Annotated in this window: 17 protein-coding genes; 16 read left to right on the top strand and 1 reads right to left on the bottom strand. The window is 51.4% G+C overall.

The window, feature by feature from the left end:
• Window position 1: 1 nt before the first annotated feature.
• From dnaB to PRIO_RS33390, 9 genes are all read left to right on the top strand, one after another.
• Window positions 2-1,363, top strand: a complete 1,362-nt coding sequence (dnaB, locus tag PRIO_RS33430; RefSeq protein ID WP_020426899.1) for a replicative DNA helicase — start codon at window positions 2-4, stop codon at window positions 1,361-1,363.
• Window positions 1,364-1,576: 213 nt separating this feature from the next.
• Window positions 1,577-2,863 carry an adenylosuccinate synthase gene (locus tag PRIO_RS33425; protein WP_020426900.1) on the top strand — a complete coding sequence of 429 codons (1,287 nt, stop codon included), beginning with the start codon at window positions 1,577-1,579 and terminating at the stop codon, window positions 2,861-2,863.
• 851 nt (window positions 2,864-3,714) lie between these two features.
• On the top strand, window positions 3,715-4,371 hold the full coding sequence (locus PRIO_RS33420) for a hypothetical protein (protein ID WP_039785323.1): 657 nt from the start codon (window positions 3,715-3,717) through the stop codon (window positions 4,369-4,371).
• Window positions 4,372-4,668: 297 nt separating this feature from the next.
• Entirely contained in the window at window positions 4,669-6,219 is a 1,551-nt protein-coding gene (locus PRIO_RS33415) for a M23 family metallopeptidase (protein WP_020425970.1), read from the top strand.
• A 170-nt stretch (window positions 6,220-6,389) separates the two neighbouring features.
• Window positions 6,390-7,121, top strand: coding sequence for a response regulator YycF (gene yycF, locus PRIO_RS33410; RefSeq protein WP_020425969.1), 732 nt, complete (start codon window positions 6,390-6,392; stop codon window positions 7,119-7,121).
• Complete coding sequence (gene walK / locus PRIO_RS33405) at window positions 7,121-8,953, top strand: cell wall metabolism sensor histidine kinase WalK (RefSeq protein ID WP_020425968.1); 1,833 nt, start codon at window positions 7,121-7,123, stop codon at window positions 8,951-8,953. The genes yycF and walK overlap by 1 nt, the downstream gene beginning before the upstream one ends.
• Window positions 8,950-10,242 (top strand): YycH family regulatory protein, encoded by a 1,293-nt coding sequence (locus PRIO_RS33400; protein WP_020425967.1) that lies wholly within the window; start codon window positions 8,950-8,952, stop codon window positions 10,240-10,242. The genes walK and PRIO_RS33400 overlap by 4 nt, the downstream gene beginning before the upstream one ends.
• 37 nt (window positions 10,243-10,279) lie before the next feature.
• The gene (gene yycI, locus PRIO_RS33395; protein ID WP_020425966.1) at window positions 10,280-11,020 is read left to right on the top strand and encodes a two-component system regulatory protein YycI; all 741 of its coding nucleotides are present in this window, start codon (window positions 10,280-10,282) and stop codon (window positions 11,018-11,020) included.
• A gap of 18 nt (window positions 11,021-11,038) precedes the next feature.
• Window positions 11,039-11,845, top strand: coding sequence for an MBL fold metallo-hydrolase (locus PRIO_RS33390; protein WP_020425965.1), 807 nt, complete (start codon window positions 11,039-11,041; stop codon window positions 11,843-11,845).
• Here the strand turns inward: PRIO_RS33390 and PRIO_RS33385 are convergent.
• Window positions 11,814-12,020 carry a hypothetical protein gene (locus PRIO_RS33385; protein WP_020425964.1) on the bottom strand — a complete coding sequence of 69 codons (207 nt, stop codon included), beginning with the start codon at window positions 12,018-12,020 and terminating at the stop codon, window positions 11,814-11,816. The genes PRIO_RS33390 and PRIO_RS33385 overlap by 32 nt on opposite strands.
• 378 nt (window positions 12,021-12,398) lie before the next feature.
• Between PRIO_RS33385 and PRIO_RS33380 the strand changes: the two genes are divergently transcribed.
• From PRIO_RS33380 to cydC, 7 genes are all read left to right on the top strand, one after another.
• Window positions 12,399-13,643, top strand: coding sequence for a S1C family serine protease (locus PRIO_RS33380; RefSeq protein ID WP_020425963.1), 1,245 nt, complete (start codon window positions 12,399-12,401; stop codon window positions 13,641-13,643).
• A 398-nt stretch (window positions 13,644-14,041) separates the two neighbouring features.
• Window positions 14,042-14,242, top strand: a complete 201-nt coding sequence (locus tag PRIO_RS33375) for a cold-shock protein (RefSeq protein ID WP_019914582.1) — start codon at window positions 14,042-14,044, stop codon at window positions 14,240-14,242.
• A 195-nt stretch (window positions 14,243-14,437) separates the two neighbouring features.
• Window positions 14,438-14,668, top strand: a complete 231-nt coding sequence (locus PRIO_RS33370; protein WP_020425962.1) for a cold-shock protein — start codon at window positions 14,438-14,440, stop codon at window positions 14,666-14,668.
• A 223-nt stretch (window positions 14,669-14,891) separates the two neighbouring features.
• The gene (locus PRIO_RS33365) at window positions 14,892-16,295 is read left to right on the top strand and encodes a cytochrome ubiquinol oxidase subunit I (protein ID WP_020425961.1); all 1,404 of its coding nucleotides are present in this window, start codon (window positions 14,892-14,894) and stop codon (window positions 16,293-16,295) included.
• The gene (cydB, locus tag PRIO_RS33360; protein WP_020425960.1) at window positions 16,282-17,298 is read left to right on the top strand and encodes a cytochrome d ubiquinol oxidase subunit II; all 1,017 of its coding nucleotides are present in this window, start codon (window positions 16,282-16,284) and stop codon (window positions 17,296-17,298) included. Before PRIO_RS33365 ends, cydB begins: the two co-directional genes overlap by 14 nt.
• Entirely contained in the window at window positions 17,298-19,067 is a 1,770-nt protein-coding gene (cydD, locus tag PRIO_RS33355; protein WP_020425959.1) for a thiol reductant ABC exporter subunit CydD, read from the top strand. Before cydB ends, cydD begins: the two co-directional genes overlap by 1 nt.
• Entirely contained in the window at window positions 19,064-20,842 is a 1,779-nt protein-coding gene (gene cydC / locus PRIO_RS33350) for a thiol reductant ABC exporter subunit CydC (RefSeq protein ID WP_020425958.1), read from the top strand. Before cydD ends, cydC begins: the two co-directional genes overlap by 4 nt.
• The last annotated feature ends 83 nt before the right edge of the window (window positions 20,843-20,925 follow it).

The raw sequence follows: 20,925 nt of genomic DNA, 5'->3' as shown, positions 1-20,925 counted from the left end.
GATGGGTGGAGATCTCTTTTTCGATCGGATTCCCCCGCAGAACCTGGAGGCGGAGCAGGCCGTAATCGGTGCTGTGCTCCTGCAGGATGAAGCGCTGATTACCGCGATGGAGCGGGTGAATACCGAAGACTTCTACGATAAACCGCATCAGATGATATTTGAAGCGATGGTGCAGCTCGGAGAAGAGAGCCAGCCGATTGACCTGGTTACACTGACGTCCAGACTGCAGGACAAGGGACAGCTTGAGGATATCGGCGGAGTGAGCTATCTGGCGAAGCTGGCACATGCGGTACCGACTGCGGCCAACGTCGATTATTATGCCCAGATCATTGAAGAGAAGGCGATGCTGCGCCGTCTCATCCGTACAGCAACTCAGATTGTCAGCGAAGGTTATACCGGCGGGGAAGATGTAGCTAATATGCTGAGCGATGCCGAGCGGCGGATTCTGGAAATCTCCAACCGGCGCAGCGGCAGCGGGTTTATTGCGATCCGTGATGTACTCATGCAGGTGTTTGACCGTGTAGAATTGCTTCATCAGAATAAGGGCGGCACTTCAGGGATCCCTACCGGCTTTGTGGATCTCGATCATATGACCAACGGCTTTCAGCGCAATGATCTGATTATTGTGGCTGCCCGGCCTTCTGTAGGAAAAACAGCGTTTGCGCTGAATATTGCCCAGAATGTAGCGGTGCGGGCCAAAGAGACTGTAGCTATCTTTAGCCTGGAAATGTCGGCGCCGCAGCTGGTACAGCGTATGATCTGCGCTGAAGCCAATCTGGATGCCAATATTATGCGTACCGGTGACTTCAAAAGCGATGATGACTGGTCGAAGCTGACGATGGGCATTCAGTCGTTATCCGAATCAGAAATCTATATTGATGATACTCCCGGTGTTACGGTTACGGATATCCGGGCCAAATGCCGCAGACTGAAGAAGGAAAAGGGCCTCGGCATGATCGTTATCGACTATTTGCAGCTCATTCAAGGGCGCGGCAAGGCCGGCGAGAACCGCCAGCAGGAAGTATCGGAAATCTCCCGTACCTTGAAGCAGATTGCCCGTGAGCTCGATGTTCCGGTCATTGCCCTGTCCCAGCTCAGCCGTGGGGTAGAACAGCGTCAGGATAAACGTCCGATGATGAGTGACCTTCGTGAATCCGGTTCGATCGAGCAGGATGCCGATATCGTGGCCTTCTTATACCGTGACGATTATTATAACCAGGATACCGAGAAGAAAAATATCATCGAAATTATTATTGCCAAACAGCGTAATGGTCCCGTGGGCACCGTAGAGCTTGTGTTTCTGAAAAATTTCAACAAGTTCGTCAACTACGAGCGTGCTCATAACGAACCGTTTGCAGGTTAGGCAGTTTTCGCACAATATCCGAACGATCACACATTTCCTTGTGGGATCGTTCGTTTTTATTTGACTTTAAAAAGTCCCGCTGTTACACTGATTATTGTGCTTTAGCGGGTTAAACCGCTGGGCGTCCGGAGGGCTGCGTACATAAGAAGCACGTACAGAGCCCATATTATGAAAAATAATGGTGCTAAAGCGAGCACCTACGGAGGAATGAACATGTCAACGGTAGTCGTCGTGGGAACACAATGGGGAGACGAAGGCAAAGGCAAGATCACGGATTTTCTGGCAGAGAGCGCAGATGTGGTCGCCCGGTATCAAGGGGGTAACAATGCCGGTCACACGATTCTGATTGACGGGAAGAAATTCAAGCTGAGCTTGATTCCATCAGGCGTATTTTACAAAGAGAAAACTTGTGTCATCGGCAACGGAATGGTTATCAACCCTGAGGCTCTGATTCAAGAAATTAATTATATTCATGAGAATGGCTTTGACACCAAGAATCTGGTGATTAGTGACCGTGCCCATGTCATCATGCCTTATCATATGCTGCTGGATGCACTGGAAGAGGACCGCAAAGGCCCGAACAAGATTGGGACTACCCGAAAAGGGATTGGCCCGGCTTACATGGATAAGGCCGCCCGCAACGGTATCCGTATTTCTGATCTGATGGATGCAGAGGAATTCGAGCTGAGACTGCGCCACTTAATGAAAGAAAAGAACCAGGTGATTACTCAGGTATACGGAGCTGAAGCGCTGGATGTAGAAGAGGTTCTGACCAAATACCTCGAATATGCAGAAGTTCTCCGCAGCTATGTTACGGATACGTCTGTTGTGCTAAACGATGCTATTGATGCCAATTCCAAAGTGCTGTTCGAAGGTGCGCAAGGTGTAATGCTTGATATCGACCAAGGAACGTATCCGTTCGTGACTTCATCCAATCCATCTGCAGGCGGGGTCTGCATCGGTTCCGGCGTAGGTCCGTCCAAGATTCAACAGGTTATCGGTGTCGCCAAGTCCTATACTACCCGTGTTGGCGATGGCCCGTTCCCTACGGAACTGAATGATTCTATCGGCGACTATATCCGTGAGACCGGACATGAGTACGGTACAATCACTGGGCGCGCCCGCCGCGTAGGCTGGTTTGACAGCGTAGTGGTGCGCCATGCCCGCCGTGTCAGCGGAATCACCGGTTTGTCCCTGAACTCGCTGGACGTTCTCAGCGGCTTGGAAACCGTGAAGATCTGCACAGGCTATAAATACCGTGGGGAAGTTATCACTCACTATCCGGCCTCGCTGAAAATGCTGGCGGAATGCGAAGCCGTCTACGAGGAGCTTCCAGGCTGGAGTGAGGATATCACTACGGCGAAGACGCTGGCAGACCTGCCGGTAAATACACGGAAATATGTGGAGAGGGTATCGGAGCTTACTGGCATCCCGATCTCAATTTTCTCCGTAGGCCGTAACCGCGAGCAGACTAATCAAGTACTGCCGATCTATATCTAAGCTTGAATATCCGTTTTATCCTTTGAGGGGCCTCAGTTGAGGCTCCTTTTTCAAAATATATTTTTATGTTTTGGGGAAACTGACTTCCCCTTTAACTGTAATACAGTGTGAAAAAATGTGGATATCTTGGAAGCCTCACAGGAATATCCGCGATGCAGGAGGATAGGGCTCCATCCGCGGACTGCAGCGGACAGAGGAGCCCTTATTTTGCCAAAAATCTTACTTTTTCAGTAGTTACGGACTCAGGAGCCGTTATAACGTTCGATGGAGCCTGGAATAAAGGGGAAAGGGAGAAATAAAGGCATCTCTGTCCGTTAGTCCTGCGGAATAGCCGAATCTTCTCTCCATAAAGGCTCTCCTGTCCGTAACGGCTGCGGATCAATCGCGAAGGAATAGAGCGATCCGTCTTCACCGGCTTCCTCGCAGGTGCTAGTTGGAAAAAGGGAACTTATTTTTCCGAAAATCAAGAAATTCTGAGATTTAAGTGGAAAAAGTAAAACTAATTGGGCCACATTTCTGGTCCAATGGCGAAATGGGCTGAATTAGTGTCCCTTTTTCCACTTCATCTGCCCGAGGATAGGGTACTTCGGCAAATTAGTTAACCTTTTTCCACTTAAAAAGTTGCCGTAGAATTCATGGGGAGTCGTTCTCCCGGTAACGCTAGAACCAAGACGGCTGCGCTGTCCCGTGAGAGGACGCACAGCCGTTTTGGTTATGTTATTCAGACAGTCTCTTTATCCGCCCAGACGTTTCCCAGTCTCTGTTCTAGTCAATACTGGAAGAATAGAAGAACCAAAGGCCTGATTCTCCGGAGATTGGCAATGAACAGAAGAAGCAAGGGAGAGATGAAGATGAAAATCGTAAAACATGCGCTTGCCGTCTGCCTGATTATGGTGCTGGCGAGTGCGCTATCCATTTTGACCACAGCCTTTGTCGTCAATACGTATATTCAATCCGTACTGGCAAGCTTTGATATCAAGCTGGACGGGCCAGAGCCGGGTATCGGCGGATTCATGAAAAGTCTGACTGGGATGAACTCAAAGCCTGCCTCAGACCAAACAGAGGAGCAGAAAGTTACAGCCCCCCGTGATCAAGAGAAGGATACAAGCGGGGCGGACGGTACCGTCAGCAGCGATGTAAACGGCAGCGGCAAGAAAGCAGGGGAGGAAGATGCCCCTGAGGATGCTCTGCCTGTGATGGGGGAAGCGTCCATTAATGAGGAGCAGAGCGGAAGTGCCCTTGATCAGAAATTGGTAATGACACCAGAGGCGATGAAGGACTTGAAGAATAATTTGCCCGCCGATGAAAAAACCAATATTTTCAATATTTTAATGGCAAAGCTGCCGCAGGAGGAAATGCAAAAAATATCCAAGGCAATGGAGGATGGCCTGACGGAGAGTGAAGTCAAGGATCTGCAGCAGGTCATAGCGAAGTACGTAGATCAAGAAGAATACGATACCCTAATGAAAATGCTTACACCGGAAACTGCTGGCCCTTCGCAAAATTAAAACTGTCACTTTTTGGACACGGGCACGCTGTTTAATCGTCATACTTTTGGGAAAAACCCGCTAAATTGGCGGGTTTTGTCGTGTGTGTAAAGTTGAAATATTTCTCCCGGCTGTGGTACAGTAAAAAAGGACTACAAAGGGTTAATTTTTTGTAACCTTTTTCATGTGCCTTACAACTTGATTATTCACACTAACGCAAATAGAAAAATAAATGCTCCAGCATATATAAAAGGGGACGTAAAACAAAGCTTGACCGCTCTTTGCAGTGGGAATGGGCGGACTGAAAGGGAGAGTTTCATGAAGGGATTTAAGTTCATGCGCCAGGTGGGGAAGCTGCGAAACGAGGACGCGCGTTCCGTAGAACCCGGTGCAGCAAGTCAACAGGGCAGCGATGCCGCTAGCGATACTGATGTCTTTCATCAAGAAACCAAACCCCGGAGATTACGGCGCTCCTGGATTGCGGCCTCCGCTGGTCTGGTGCTGCTGGGTGCCTTTCTGGTCGGAGCCGAAAAAAGATATGTGACCGCCAATACGGTAACTTATTACAAGGTTCTGGTGAAGGGCGAGGAAATCGGCAAAATTAGCCAGGAGACTGAGCTCGATCAGCTGTTTGAACAGAAGCGGAAGGAATACCAAGTAAAGTATCCCGAGTCGGTGATGGTACTGCAAACGGACGGGATTACAACAGAAGCGGAAAGAGCTTTTAAACCCCAGATTGACAGCCGTAAAACACTGGATAAGCTGGACGGTATGCTCAAAGCTTATGCTGTAGGCGTCCAATTAACGGTAGACGGTGAGGTGCTTGGAACCGTAAAGGACCAGGAGACTGCAGCGGCGGTATTAAAAGGTGTGAAGGAGCACTATCTGCCGCAAGCTGAAGCATCCACAGGAGCCCGGCTCAAGAAAACGGCGGCTGCAAGTTCGGCCAAGGCATCGAATACAGGCGCTGACACCATAGAATCCGCGGCGATCCGGGAGAAAGTGTCCATTGTGCCGGTCAAAGCCGATCCGAACAAGGTTTTAAGTGTAGATGAAGCGGTCAAGGCGCTTACAGAGGGAAAAGAAGAGCCGTTGACGTATACGGTCCAGGAAGGCGATACGATCTCGGGAATCGCCAAGCTGTACGATACGACACAGGCTGAGATTTTCAAGAACAATCCTACGGTTAAAGAACTGACACTGCAAATTGGGGATACTCTGCAATTGACGGTACCACAGCCCCCCCTTACGGTTGTTACCGTAGAGCAGGTGGCGGAACAGGTGGTGACCGAGCCGGAAGTGATTGTCCGCACGAGCGATCAGCTCACCGCCGGCAAGAGCAAAGTGGTCCGTCCCGGACAGACCGGTCTCAAAACCATGCAATACCGCTTGACCAAAGAAAATGGACAGGTCGTCAAGGAAGAATGGCTGGGGCAGACCGTGGTGCAAGCATCACTGCCGGAAGTGGTGTACCGTGGAACGAAGGTGGTCGGAGAAGGTACAGGGATGTTCGCCTGGCCCGTTAGCGGGGCGACGATTTCCAGTAGCTACGGCGAACGTTGGGGCCGCGTACATAAGGGCGTCGATCTGGTATCCGGCAACCGTACAATCAAAGCAGCCGATGCTGGGACGGTCAGCTTCGCTGGCGTTCAAAACGGGTATGGCAACGTGGTTATTGTGGATCATCATAACGGTTATATCACGTATTATGGACATCTTAGCAGAATTTCAGTCTCTCAGGGACAGCGGCTTGAGCAGGGTTCACCCATCGGAATCATGGGCAGCACCGGACGTTCAACCGGAACACATCTGCATTTTGAAATCCGCAAGAACGGGACCGCGATCAATCCTATGAAGTATCTGCAATAATTCATATCTTAAGCTCAGGGCCGTCCGATTTCGGGCGGCTTTTAAAAATTCAAGCGTTTATATGTTTCACGCCAGGGCAAGATTGCTTATCGTAGGGTGTGACGCCAGGACAGGTATGTTAAAATAGGAGCATCAATGATAAGTTTGGTTAGAAAGGTGAAGCGGAGCATATGCAGATGGGGACGATTCTGGTAGTAGACGATGAACAGCCTATTGCTGATATATTGAAATTCAATTTGGAAAAAGAGGGCTATGAGGTGATCTGCGCCTTTGACGGCAACAGTGCAGTAGAGCTGGCATTGTCCAAACGGCCCGATCTGATGCTGCTCGATCTCATGCTTCCCGGCAAGGACGGCATGGATGTCTGCCGTGAGGTGCGTTCAGCGCATCTGGATATCCCGATTATTATGCTTACCGCCAAAGACGGGGAGATAGACAAAGTACTGGGACTGGAGCTTGGCGCAGATGATTATGTGACCAAGCCGTTCAGCACGCGGGAGCTGCTGGCCAGAGTCAAAGCCCAAATGCGGCGCCAGCATAAGCCGGCTCCCTCGGAAGCTCTCAGTGAACCGCTGGAAAGCAAGCAGGGGATACATCATTTCGGCCTTTTTGTGGATACCGATATGTATATGGTCTACAAGGAGGGCGAACCGCTCGATCTGACACACCGCGAGTATGAGCTGCTCTATTATATGATCCGCCACGCCGGCAAGGTAATGACCCGGGAGCATTTGCTGCAGGCCGTATGGGGCTTCGAGTATTTCGGGGATGTGCGGACCGTCGATGTGACGATTCGCCGTCTGAGAGAGAAGATTGAGGAGAATCCCAGCAAACCGGAGTATATTTTTACCCGGCGCGGACTTGGTTATTTGATGCATAGCCCCAAAAGCGGAGGGCTGTGATGAAGGGACTGTCCTTTTTCCGGACGATACAGGCCAAGCTTATTATTATTTATGTGCTGCTGATTCTGATTGCCATGCAGCTGATCGGTGTGTATTTTGTCAGCTCGATGAAGAATTCACTAACCGATAATTTCACCAAGGATCTGAAGGCACGGGCGGAGATGCTGTCCATTCTGACCGCCGATAAGTTCGGCAGCGAAGCCGGAACGGCAGATGAAGAGACCGCTGTGGAGAGTCTGCGCGGAATGGTCAACAATCTGTATATCAATGGTGCCGAAATTCAGGTGCTGGATGCAAGCGGCAAGATTATCACCACTTCGGTGCCTTCGCAAAATGACTATGTGGGCCAGCGCAATACACAGACGGTAGTCAGCCGTGCCCTGCAGGGAATCAGCGACAACGAGGAATATATTATCGCGGATGATAATGTGCGCAAGAAGGTAGTCGCCAAGCCGGTGCTATCCGGTGACAAGGTGGTTGGGGCGATTTATATTGCTGCCGATATGAAGGATCTGTATGCCACCATCAGCCGGATCAACAGTGTATTTCTCTCCGGGCTGCTGCTGGCGCTGGCGCTGACAGCCGTTCTTGGTGTTATTCTGGCGCATACGATCACCCATCCGATCAAGGAAATGACCCGTCATGCCACCGCTGTGGCGGAAGGACGCTATAACCGCAAGATGCCGGTGTTCGGCAACGACGAGATTGGCCAGCTAAGCCAGGCCTTTAATTATATGACAGGCAGACTGCGGGATGCCCTGTCCCAGAATGAAGAGGAAAAGGAGAAGCTGGCCTCCATCCTTGCCAATATGAGTGACGGCGTTGTTGCCACCGATGAGAGCGGCGGAGTGATTCTGATGAACACCCGGGCAGCACATATGCTGGGTTCGGAGGGTCCGCTTCCCGAAGGCGCTCCCTTGGATGAGCTGCTGGGCCTGGATCATGAGCAGTCCGGCTCGCTTGCCCAGGGCAATGCCCAGTCAGCCATGCTTCATCTGTCCCCAATGGGCGGAGAGGATCCTAACATTGTGCGGGTGACCTTCACGCCGATTCACCGCCGGGAAGGCGGAGGGATTGCGGGGACGATTGCGGTTCTGCAGGATGTTACTGAGCAGGAAAATCTGGAAGAGTCCCGCCGCGAGTTCGTGGCGAATGTGTCCCATGAGTTGCGGACGCCGCTGACGACCATCAAAAGCTATGCTGAAGCCCTGGATGACGGCGCACTTGAAGATCCGCAGCTTGCTGTGCGGTTCGTTGGCGTCATCCGCAATGAAACAGAGCGCATGATCCGTCTTGTGACAGATCTGCTGCATCTCTCACGCCTGGATTCGAAGGAATCCAGCCTGCGCATTCAGCAGACGGATATCTCCGAAATGCTGGAGGATGTGGCCGACCGCTTCTCCTTTCAAATCCGCCAGAAGCGGATTCATATCAGTACCAGAGTCCGTGAGGATGTGGCGAGTGCCTGGCTTGACCGGGATCAAATCGACCAGGTACTGGGCAATCTTGTTTCCAATGCGCTGAAGTATACGCCGGAAGGCGGGATGATTCAATTGGAAGCCTTGAAGAATGAAGAGGGAATGCTGGCGATATCCGTCCGGGATTCCGGTATAGGTATTCCCAAGAAGGATATCGAACGGATCTTTGAGCGGTTTTACCGGGTGGACAAAGCCCGCTCCCGCAATATGGGGGGCACAGGCCTCGGGTTGTCCATTGCCCGGGAAATTGTCAAAGCGCATGGCGGCTCCATATCCCTCCAATCCGAATTGAATGAGGGCTCACTCGTTATCTTTACCTTGCCTTTGAAGCAGGAAGGGGGGAGTGCGTCATGAAAGAAAAAGTAAAATCCTGGATTCTTACACTGCTCGTATTTGGAAGCCTTGTAGAGAGCTATTATCTGATTTACCGGCTGCCGGGCAGTGATTCTGCGGTCATGTCAGAGAATTTGTATGTAAAGACTGACAATATGGGGCCGGAGGAAAAGGTAGAGAACCTGCTATATCCCGACAAAATGATTATTCATATGGGGCAGAGCAAGCATACGCTTTTCTATCCCAATACTACCTTCTATAATCTGATTCTCAACCGCCTGAAAGGCCGGGGCTTTGAGAGCTTCCAACGGCGGTCGGTGCAGGACTTCGACTGGAACAAAATCCGGAATGAAAATCCGGGCATCGAGCTGTCGTTCGGTTCAGGCATTCCCGTAACCCTGCTGCAGCGTGTAATGCAGCTGTCGCCGGATTCGCTGTTTGAAGGGGAGAGCATTGACCGGATTTGGATTTACAATATCAAGAATGATTCCAAAGCGCATGCTGTCTTCTTCAGTACCCGGGGCGATATCGTGTATGAAGCGGCCAAGGCCGATCTCACAGTGCAGGATGTGCAGCAGCATGTGGACTTCGGCAGCGACCTGACGAATTATAAGGCTGTGAACGGTGATTATTATGTGCCGGCAGCGAAGGTATCCATGGTTGAAGTTGAAATGCCGCTGGGCATGTATACCATTCAGCAGATGCAGAGCAATCTTTTTTTTGATGCGGGAAGTACCCGATATATTCCGGAAAAAGACGGCTCTGAGATTTATACGGACAGCAAACGCAGTCTCCAGGTGGACCAAGAGCAGAACTGGATGAGCTACAGCGATCCGGCTGCTCTTCCAGCCGGAGAGAGCACACCGGCCAAGGATGCGCTGGAGGCCGTTGATTTTGTCAATGAGCACGGGGGCTGGAATGGAACCTACCGGCTGGCGGCAACGGAAGAAGGCAGGCAGGAGCGCAAAGTCTCCTTTCAGCAGTTCTATGGCTCTTCACCTTATGGCTCATATCCGATTATCAGCCAGCCGCAGCTGCAGTACGGGGTAATTAATCTGGAACTGCAGCAGGGAACTGTATCCTCTTATGAGCGTTCGCTAATGTTTGTAGATGAGACCAAAGCGGTTAAGAGAATTGTGGACCTGTCGTTTGGAGAAAGGCTGGAGAACCAGTTAGCGCGGCTCAGTCAGGCATCAGTGGTGAAGGAGCTTACCCCAGCCTATGTCCCCGAAGTACAGGGAGAGAAGCTTCGGCTGATTCCGGTATGGCGGGTCACGCTTAACGACGGCACTGTGCTCACGCTGAATTAAGCGTGCAGCTAACAAAAACATTTGAGGAGGACAAGGTATGGACTGGGGAAGAGCAAAAAATGTGCTGATATACGCCTTTCTGGTGCTGAATCTGCTGCTGTGCTACCAGCTCTGGATTGATCTGCGGGATCAGGCCAGCGCCAACCTTGATTTCACCTCCTTGTCCCAGGACACGCAAGCTGTCATGGAACAGAAAGACATCCGGGTTCTGTGTCCCATCCCGGCCGCCACACCGCAGCTGCCGGACATTACGTACCATTATTCTGGTGAGGAGCAGAACGAACCGCCCGTTGAGCTTAAGGAGCCGGTAGACAGCAAGCTGATCTATTCCTCATTCACCGAGCTTAGCACTGCATTGCAGGGACAGATCCCGGACATCGCCAATTACCGCTTCGATTCACAGGAAAGCGAGGTCGGCAAGTTCGTGCTTCATCCGCTGGTAGACAAGAAGTGGTCGCTGTTCAGGGTTAGGCTGGAGCTGATTAACAGTGATCAAAAAATAATCGCCTACCGCTGGCCGAAGATTGAGATTGGAGCCGGCAGCAGTGATAATGTGCAGAAGGTGCTTCCGGCCTCCCAGGCGCTCAGCAGTCTGATTGAGAAATATTTTCCGGAAAATTCAGTGGTGAAGGAAATTGAGCTCGGATATTACGGGGAACTGTTCAATTCCGAGAGCCAGGTAGCTTCGCCCATGTGGCGGTTCATGCTGGAGAATGGCAATGCCTACTACGTAGATGCCATAAGTGCGGACATTATCAGTCCCAAGACAACAGAGTAGAAGGAGCAGGGGAGAGAAATGGGAATATCTTTTACAGTGCTGTCCAGCGGTTCTACCGGGAATGTGACGGTGGTGCGCAACGGCGAAACGACACTAATGATCGACGCAGGCCTCAGCGCGAAGCGGATTGACGAGCTGCTGGCCATGCGCGAGCTGACCGGACAGGATATCGATGGAATTCTGGTTACGCATGAGCATTCGGATCATATTAAGGGACTCGGGGCGATGGCGCGCAAATATGATCTTCCGATCTATGCCAACACGAACACCTGGGGGGCGATTGAGAAGGGAATCGGCAATATTGCCGAGCAGAACCGGGTTGTTCTGGAGACGGGGCAGTATAGGGATTTCGGCAGTCTGCGGGTAGAGTCGTTCGCGATCTCGCATGATGCGGCTGAGCCGGTGGGGTATAACTTTTATGATGGCAAAGAGAAGCTGTGTGTGGCGACAGATCTGGGATATGTGAGCGACAAAGTGCGTACGGCGATCTCGGATGCCGATGTCCTTGTACTTGAAGCCAATCATGATATCGAGATGCTGCGGATGGGACGTTATCCCTGGAACACGAAGCGGCGGATTCTCGGCGATTTGGGCCATCTGTCCAATGAGGCGGCTGGTGCGGCGCTGAGTGAAATCCTTACAGGGCGGACCAAACGCACGTATCTGGCACACCTGAGCCGGGACCACAATATGATGGACTTGGCCAAAATGTCTGTGCGCGGAGCGATGGAAGACCGGGGCTGTTTTTTCAAAGACAGCGAGTTCAGACTCTGCGACACCTACTATGACCGGCCTACGCCATGGGATAAGGTGAGTCAGTCATAAGCTGATCCATATCCGTAATCTTGCGTTCCAGCTCCTGGCGTGAGAAGAAGCCCTTGTCAATCAGCAGCTCGATGATGGCGCTCTGGACAAGAATGAGATGATAGTGCTCATCTTTAAGATCGCCCAGCTTGCCGATAAATTGCACCAGATCCATACTGGCCGAAAAAGATTCCATTAGTACTCCTCCTTAAGCTGTAAACGGGTCAAAGCATGAAATAATTTACATGGATTTTACGTCAGAAAAAATACGGTACGACATCTGTGTGTGATACAATCAAATAGTAAGAATGGGATAGGTGTTCAGCTCCCTCGCTTCTATTATTGTAGTCTTTTAGGCTGCAAAATATTCCTGAAAAACAGTAATAATAAATCGCTAGGTTGCAAGAGTCGGAAGACAGATGTGTTGCTCTACCCCTGTACTTATATGGTGAATAAATAAGATGAAACCTTTTAGCGCTTCCTGGAGTCTAAGAGAAGATGAGGTTAACTCGGGCGTGGTTGCTTGGCGTTCAAGTCTTGAATGCAATAGCAATAGAGGGGAGAGGATGTAACGGTGGGACTGTTTGATGATGATTTCTATTCCACGAAAGTATCACGGCGCAGAAGCAGGATGCATGATGCCTCAAGCGGATCGGGCGGGCATAAATGGCCGCGCAGATCGCGGAGGGGGCTGGCTACATGGCAGGTAGCGATGATCTGTTCTGTAGTCAGTGCAGTGACGGCGGTGCTTCTGTTCAGTCTGGTGACAGGACAGCTGACCCATGAAAAAGCCGAATCACCGGCGGTAATCGGTAAGGTTGCTGCGAGCAGCGGTGATCCCTATGACCGGATTATTCAGGCTGCCGCTCTTGTACGCCCTGCGGTAGTAAGTATCATTAATCATAAGGAAGATAACAAGGAACTTAATATTCTCGATGAATCCGCACTCGGGTCGGGAGTTATCTATAAGAAGGACGACGGCAAGGCATTTATCATTACGAACAACCATGTGATTGAAGGCGCCGGCAAGCTGGAAGTGGTTACGGTCAACGGGGAGACCCGCAAGGCAACCCTTGTTGGGGCGGATAAAGTCAGCGATATTGCAGTACTCTCCATCGATGCGGAAGGCATTAAAACGGTTGCCCAAATCGGTGATTCTTCCAAGCTCCGGCTGGGGGAGACCGTCATTGCCATCGGCAATCCCCTGGGGCTGGGGGATACGCTGACCTCAGGTATCGTCAGTTATACAGAGCGGACGATTCCTGTATCCTTGAACCAGGATGGTGTATATGACTGGGAGCAGGAGGTCATTCAGACTGACGCTGCGATTAACGAAGGCAACAGCGGAGGTGCGCTGGTCGATCTGAATGGCAAGGTGATCGGTATCAATACCATGAAGATATCCGACACTGGCGTGGAAGGGCTAGGTTTCGCAATTCCGGCCAACCATGTGATGGAAACGGCGGATGAGCTGGCAGCCAAAGGCAAAATCGCCCGCTCCTACTTAGGTGTCTATTCGGTTGATCTGAACAATCCTTATGTGCCGCTGGCGGAGGATCAACGCAAGGAGCTGAACCTTCCGGACAGTGTAAAGGACGGAGTCGTTGTACTGGATGCGGTTGGACCAGCGAAGGTTGCCGGTTTACAGTTGAATGATGTAATCACGAAATTCGATAACCAGTCCATTACCTCTACGCTATCCTTGCGCAAGTATCTCTATGATCACACCAAGATCGGGGATGAGCTCAAGATTACCTTTTACCGTAATGGAGAAGTGAAGCAGGTCACGGTAAAACTTCTTGAGAAGCCGGAGGAATAAAAGCCGGTCGGGCAGTATATAATAAAAAGGCAGTCACATAAAGGAAGCGGTCAGGCCGTCCTTATCATTTTAGATTTTTTTAAGGACGGCACCCGTTTCTAAGCTGTGATTATGGGGTAAATGATAACATAGAGATTCAATAATTAAATGTATTTAGTACACTGGCAGCCCTTACATTGGAAAGTTAACCTAATAACTGAAAAAACGGAGATATTCGGATATGACTGCTTGCCTTTGTTATGGAGGTGTGGTAACATGAACTTAATCATATAATTGATACCTAATTCTCGTATTGAAAAGGGCTGTCAAGTGGAGTACAACCTTTTTCAATGTGTGAATTTTTTCTTTGTTTGAAGATAAAAAGAACATATTAATTTAAATTTGTGGAGGTAACACACATGCAAACAGGTACAGTTAAATGGTTCAACGCAGAAAAAGGATTCGGTTTCATCGAAGTTGAAGGCGGAAGCGACGTATTCGTTCACTTCAGCGCTATTACTGGCGACGGCTTCAAAACTTTGGACGAAGGCCAACGCGTTGAATTCAACGTTGTTCAAGGCAACCGTGGACCACAAGCCGAAAACGTTGTAAAACTGTAATAATAGAAGCTACCGTCCCCGCTTGTGAGAGTTGGGACGGTCTTTTTTTACAATATAAGGAATGATATGCCTTGTGCAATAAAGGTCCTTATATTACCCGTGAAACGGTTGCCGTCCTTACTATCAAGGACGGCAATGTCGTTTCTACTTGTCTGGATTCTCTGGCTTGTGACATAAAGGAAGGGAGGAACGGCAATGAACTACCGGAAGAAACCTTTGGAGGAAGTACCGGAGGAAAATACCGCAATTTGGGCCTGTACCAACGATGGATGTAATGGATGGATGAGGGATAATTTTGCATTCGAGCATGCGCCCTCTTGCCGTCTCTGTCACTCCCCCATGGAGCGCAGTATGAAGATGCTGCCGCAGCTGCTCAATTCCAATGGCGATCTGAAATCGCTGAAGAAGGGTATTTCCATTACCTGACCAATGCCTTTATGAGTCAAGACTTCTATAGAACAATGAACACATCCAAGACGGTTAAACCGTCTTATTTTTTTTGCTTTCTGGAGGTAATATTGTGATATTTGTCACAAATTTATTGAATTCTAAGCCCAAATAGGGTGTATAATGTGATAAATATCACACTTTGCCCTTTGGATTTTTGACAGAATAGACATATCGAATGGGAAGAAGGAAGGGGAGAAATATGGATACAGTGATGCTGTCGCGTATACAATTTGCGTCGACGACAATTTTTCATTATTTCTTTGTACCGGTATCAATTGGACTCGCGCTCTTGATTGCAATTATGGAGACGATGTATGTCAGAAAAGGCAATGATGAGTACAAACGAATGGCGCAGTTCTGGGGAAAGCTTTTCCTGATTAACTTCGCTGTGGGCGTAGTAACAGGAATTTTGCAGGAGTTTCAGTTCGGGATGAACTGGTCGGATTACTCGCGTTTTGTCGGTGATGTCTTTGGGGCTCCGCTGGCGATTGAAGCGCTGCTTGCTTTCTTTCTGGAGTCTACATTTATTGGAATCTGGATTTTTGGCTGGGATAAGGTATCCAAACGCGTTCACCTGCTCTCGATCTGGCTGGTAGCGCTCGGAACCATGCTGTCGGCTTTCTGGATTCTGCTGGCTAACTCGTTTATGCAGCATCCGGTAGGTTTTGCTGTCAATAATGGACGGGCGGAAATGAATGATATCTGGGCACTCGTTACGAACGGACAATTGCTGGTCGAGTTCCCCCATACGGTGCTGGCCGCTTACGCGACAGGGGCATTCCTGGTAACGGGAATTAGTGCATATAAATTGCTGAAGAAGCAGGATGTTTCCTTTTTCCGCAAATCGTTTGAGATTGCTGCGATTGTCGGCATCATTTCCTCATTTGGCGTAGCCATTGCAGGTCATGCTCAGGCACAGTATCTGGTTGAGACCCAACCGATGAAGATGGCTGCTTCCGAAGGACTGTGGGACGACAGCGGTGACCCGGCGGCTTGGACGGTTATTGCAAATATTGACCCTGATAATAAGATAAGCACCCATGAAGTGAAAATTCCATATATGCTGAGCTTTCTCTCCTACAGTAAGTTTTCGGGATCTGTTAAAGGCATGAATACGCTGCAGGCTGAATATGAGCAGGCATACGGTCCTGGTGATTATATTCCACCGGTCCGCACGACGTTCTGGAGTTTCCGGATCATGGTTGCTGCAGGCTCGCTGATGATTTTGCTGGGGGTATATGCCATTTACCTGATGTGGCGCAAGAAGATGGAACGTCCGAATACCTGGTTCATGCGCTTTATGTTCTGGGGGCTGCTGCTTCCGCCGATTGCCAATACGTCGGGCTGGATTATGACAGAGATGGGGCGTCAGCCGTGGACGGTATTTGGATTAATGACCACAGAGGATAGTGTATCGCCTAATATTACGAGCGGACAGGTACTGTTCTCGGTGATTTCTTTTACAGCAATCTATGCAATCCTTGGTTTAGTGCTGGTTGGCTTATTTATCAAGGTAATCAAAAAAGGTCCTTACGCCATGGATAACGATCACGGCGAATCCCATGATCCGTATAACAAGGAGGGATCCCATGCTTTCTCTTAATGAATTATGGTTTGTGCTGATTGCCGTGCTGTTTGTCGGTTTCTTCTTCCTTGAAGGCTTTGACTTCGGAGTAGGGATGGAAACCCAGATTCTGGCCAAGAATGATACGGAGCGCCGGGTGCTGATCAACTCGATCGGGCCGTTCTGGGATGCTAACGAAGTATGGCTGATTACAGGCGCCGGGGCGATGTTTGCCGCCTTTCCGCACTGGTACGCTACGCTTTTCAGCGGATTCTATATTCCTTTTGTGTTCGCGCTGCTGGCGCTGATTGCCCGTGGTGTAGCTTTTGAATTCAGAGGCAAAAGGGATTCGCTGGCCTGGCAGAGAACCTGGGATGTCTGCATTTTTGTAGGCAGCTTCCTGCCGCCGTTCCTGCTTGCTGTAGTGTTCGCCAGCTTCATCAAAGGGCTGCCGATCGACGGGGATATGCAGATGTATGCCGGATTCTTCGATGTAGTGAATGTTTACACTGTAGTTGCTGGTATTACAGTAGTGATGCTCTGCCTCGTACACGGCCTGATGTTCACTACGCTTCGTACGGTTGGTGATTTGCAGGAACGTGCACGCAAGCTGGCGCAGAAGCTGTTGTTCCCGCTGGCCGCGCTGCTGGTTGCTTTTGTGGTTATGACGTATTATATGACGGATGTATTTGAACAACGCGGAGGGCTGCTGCTCGTCATCGTTATTCTCGGCATTGCCGCGTATGTACTGTCTGGCTTCTTCATGAGCAAGAAGAAAGACGGGCTGGCCTTCGGAATGACCGGTGCAGTTATGGCCTTGTCGGTAGTTTCTGTCTTTGTCGGACTGTTCCCGCGGGTGATGATCAGCTCGCTGGACCAAGCCTTTAACCTGACGATTACCAACGCCGCTTCCGGCCATTATTCGCTGAAGGTGATGACGATTGTAGCGCTGTCGCTGCTGCCGTTCGTGCTGGGTTATCAGATCTGGAGCTATTTCGTCTTCCATAAACGGGTTCACGAGAAGGAGCATCTTGAATACTAATGGATAAAAATTTGCTTGGGTACAAAGGAGTTAAGCCGGTCTTTCTGATCGTCGGTTTCCTTACCCTGGTGCAAAGCCTGTCCATTCTTCTGCTGGCCAAGTCGCTGGCAGAAGTGGTCTCTGCGCTGTTTGCGGGAGAACCGCTGAAGGAACAAGGGGCGAAATTGCTCTTGTTCCTTCTTGCGTTTCTGGTGCGCCATGCCAGCGCCATGCTGATGAGCCGTGTATCTTACCGCTTCGCGGAGGCAACCGGCAGCAGCATGAGAAGACAAATGATGGATAAGCTGTTCCAGCTGGGGCCAAGGCTGGCAGGCAACCGGGGAACCGGTGATCTGGTCACGCTTGTGCTTGAAGGAGTCACGAAGTTCCGGACCTATCTGGAGCTGATTATCCCCCGGATGGTGGGGATGGCGGTTACACCGGCACTGCTGCTGGTGTATGTCTACACCCAGGATACATCAAGCGGTGTTATTCTTACCTTGACGATGCCGATCATTATTGTCTTTATGATTCTAATCGGGATGACGGCCCGCAAGCAGATGGACCGTCAATTGAAATCGTACCGCACCTTGTCCAATCACTTTGTGGATTCGCTGCGCGGTCTGGAAACGCTGAAGTTCCTCGGCCGCAGCCGCAGCCACAGCGGGAGCATCGCCGCGGTCAGTGACCGCTACCGTTCGGCGACCATGCGTACGCTGCGCGTGGCTTTTCTCTCTTCGTTCGCCATGGACTTCTTCACGATGCTGTCTGTGGCTTCGGTAGCCGTAAGCCTGGGGCTCCGGTTGGTGAATGAACAGATGACTCTGGTTACCGGACTGACGATTCTGATCCTGGCCCCGGAATATTTCCTGCCGGTGCGGCTGGTTGGTGCCGACTTCCATGCTACACTTGACGGCAAGGAAGCAGGAGAAGCGATGAAGAGTATGATTGACCGGGAAACGGTGGAAGCCAAGCTGCTGGATGCTGCTGGAGATGCGGCTGCAGCAACAGATACAGCCAAAGTCAAAGCTGCTGTATTCACCTGGCAGAAGGATAGCGTGCTGGCCCTTCATCAAGTGGGCATAAAATATGAAGCAGACGGAATCGCCTCACTCTCCGGTGTGGATCTGGAGTTTAGAGGGAACGCCAAGATTGGAATCATTGGCGAGAGCGGTGCCGGGAAGTCTACGCTGGTGGATATTCTGGGCGGGTTCCTGCATCCCACCTCCGGCACGATTGAGGTGAACGGCAACAGGGTCACCGCGCTTACAGATGAGGAATGGCGCCGGCAGACCTCTTATATTCCGCAGCGCCCTTATATTTTCAGCGGTACGCTTGCAGATAATGTGCGCTTTTATTATCCTGAAGCCACCACTGAAGCGGTTGCCGGAGTGGTCGCTGCTGCGGGCTTATCCAAGCTGGTGGCAGCACTCCCCGACGGATTGGACGAAAGGATTGGCGGCGGCGGGCGTTCGCTCAGCGGGGGGCAGGAGCAGCGTGTAGCGCTGGCCCGCGCCCTGCTGAGCAGCCGCCCGGTCATGCTGCTGGATGAGCCGACCGCTCATTTGGATATCGAGACGGAGTACGAGCTGAAGGAAACGATGCTGCCGCTTTTTGAGGGGAAGCTGGTATTCCTGGCTACTCACCGGCTGCACTGGATGATCGATATGGATCTCATTGTCGTCATGCAGCAGGGGCAAGTGGCTGAGGTCGGCACACATCAAGAGCTTGTAGCCCGCAAGGGTGCTTATTATGAGCTTATTCAAAGCCAATTGGAGGGAATCCATTGAAACGTGAAGGATGGTTTGCTCCCTATTTCAACTCTTATTTCTGGCGGTTTCTCCTCATTATTGTCTTGGGCGCGCTGACTATTTTCTCCGCCTCTTCCCTGATGTACACCTCGGGGTTCCTGATCTCCAAGGCTTCCATACCGCCGGAAAATATTCTGATGATCTATGTACCGATCGTCGGCGTGCGGACCTTCGGGACCAGCCGGGCGGTGATCCACTATGTGGAACGGCTGGTCTCGCATGATACGATTCTGCGGATTCTCTCGAAGATGCGTATCCGGCTGTACAATATTCTCGAGCCGCAGGCGCTGTTCCTGTCTTCGCGCTTCCGTACCGGGGATATTCTCGGTATGCTCGCTGACGATATTGAATATTTGCAGAATGTATACCTGCGTACCGTATTTCCGAGTATTATCGCGCTTTTGATCTATGCTGCGGCCATCATTTCGCTGGGCACGTTCGATGTGGCGTTTGCGCTGCTGATGGGGCTCTACATGCTGGTGCTTGTAATTGTCCTCCCGCTGATCTCCCTGCTGCTCACGCAGTCGCGGCAGCGGATGGTGAAGCAGGAGCGCAACCGGCTCTATCAAAAGCTGACTGACGCCGTGCTGGGCATGGGCGATTGGATCATCAGCGGACGGCAGAGTCAGTTCGTGGCCAGCTATGAAGCGGACGAGAGACTGGTCGCCCGCACAGACGGAGCCCTCCGCAGATGGGCGCGCGCCCGGATGTTTATCGGGCAGGCCGTTGTGGGGATCGCCGTCGTGTCGATCATCTATTGGGCCGCCGGAGAGTATCAGAGCGGTGCCATCGCCGGAACGCTGATTGCCGCGTTCGTGCTGGTGGTGTTCCCGGTGGCGGATGCCTTCCTTCCGGTCTCGGAGGCGGTAGAGAAGATTCCACAGTACCGTAATTCGCTGGAGCGGCTGAATGGTGTGGAAGAAGCAGAAGGGGCTACGCCGGGAGCCGAGGCCGCAGCTCTTGCAAAGACTGCTGCCGGGAAGATCCAGTCAACCCGGCAGGTGCATATCCAGTTGAAAAACACTGGATACCGCTATGCCTCCGGGGAGGACTGGTCCATTCAGGACCTGAATCTCGATATCCCGCAGGGACGGAAGATTGCCATTATCGGCCGCAGCGGAGCGGGCAAGTCCACGCTGCTGAAGGTGATCCAGGGAGTGATTGCCCCTTCTGTAGGGTCTGCTGTGATTAATGGCATCGCTGCTTCTGCCTACGGGGAGGACATTCCGAAGCTGATTGCCGTCCTTAACCAGAGCCCGCATCTGTTCGACACAACAGTGGCGAACAATATCCGGCTGGGCAAGCCGGATGCTTCGGACGAAGAGGTTAAGCAAGCGGGAAAGCTTGCTCAATTGGATGACCTGATCTCCTCGCTGCCTGAAGGGTACGATACACCGGTGCGTGAGGCCGGACAACGGTTCTCCGGCGGGGAACGCCAGCGGATCGCCCTGGCCCGCATACTGCTGCAGAATACCCCTGCCGTAGTTCTGGATGAGCCTACCGTCGGCCTTGATCCGCGCACAGAACGCGAGCTGCTGGCCACGATGTTCACCGCAATGGCGGATAAGACGCTGATCTGGGTAACCCATCATCTGGTGGGTGCGGAGCAGATGGACGAAGTGATCTTTATGGAGAATGGGACCGTGGAGATGCGAGGCACCCATGCTGAGCTGCTGGCGCGTGAAGCCCGATACCGCAGACTATATGAGCTGGACCGGCCGGCCGGGTTCCTTGCACAGCAGGACGGGAAGTAGAAGGATATTGCACATTTTAGAGAGGCTCCATTCGCCCGGCTTGGGTGGAGGGGGCCTTTTTTCACGGAGCATATCTCACCTTC

Origin of the sequence: Paenibacillus riograndensis SBR5, from assembly GCF_000981585.1 — a bacterium.
GTDB lineage: Bacteria > Bacillota > Bacilli > Paenibacillales > Paenibacillaceae > Paenibacillus_AQ > Paenibacillus_AQ riograndensis.
This window is presented reverse-complemented; position numbering and strand designations above follow the sequence as displayed.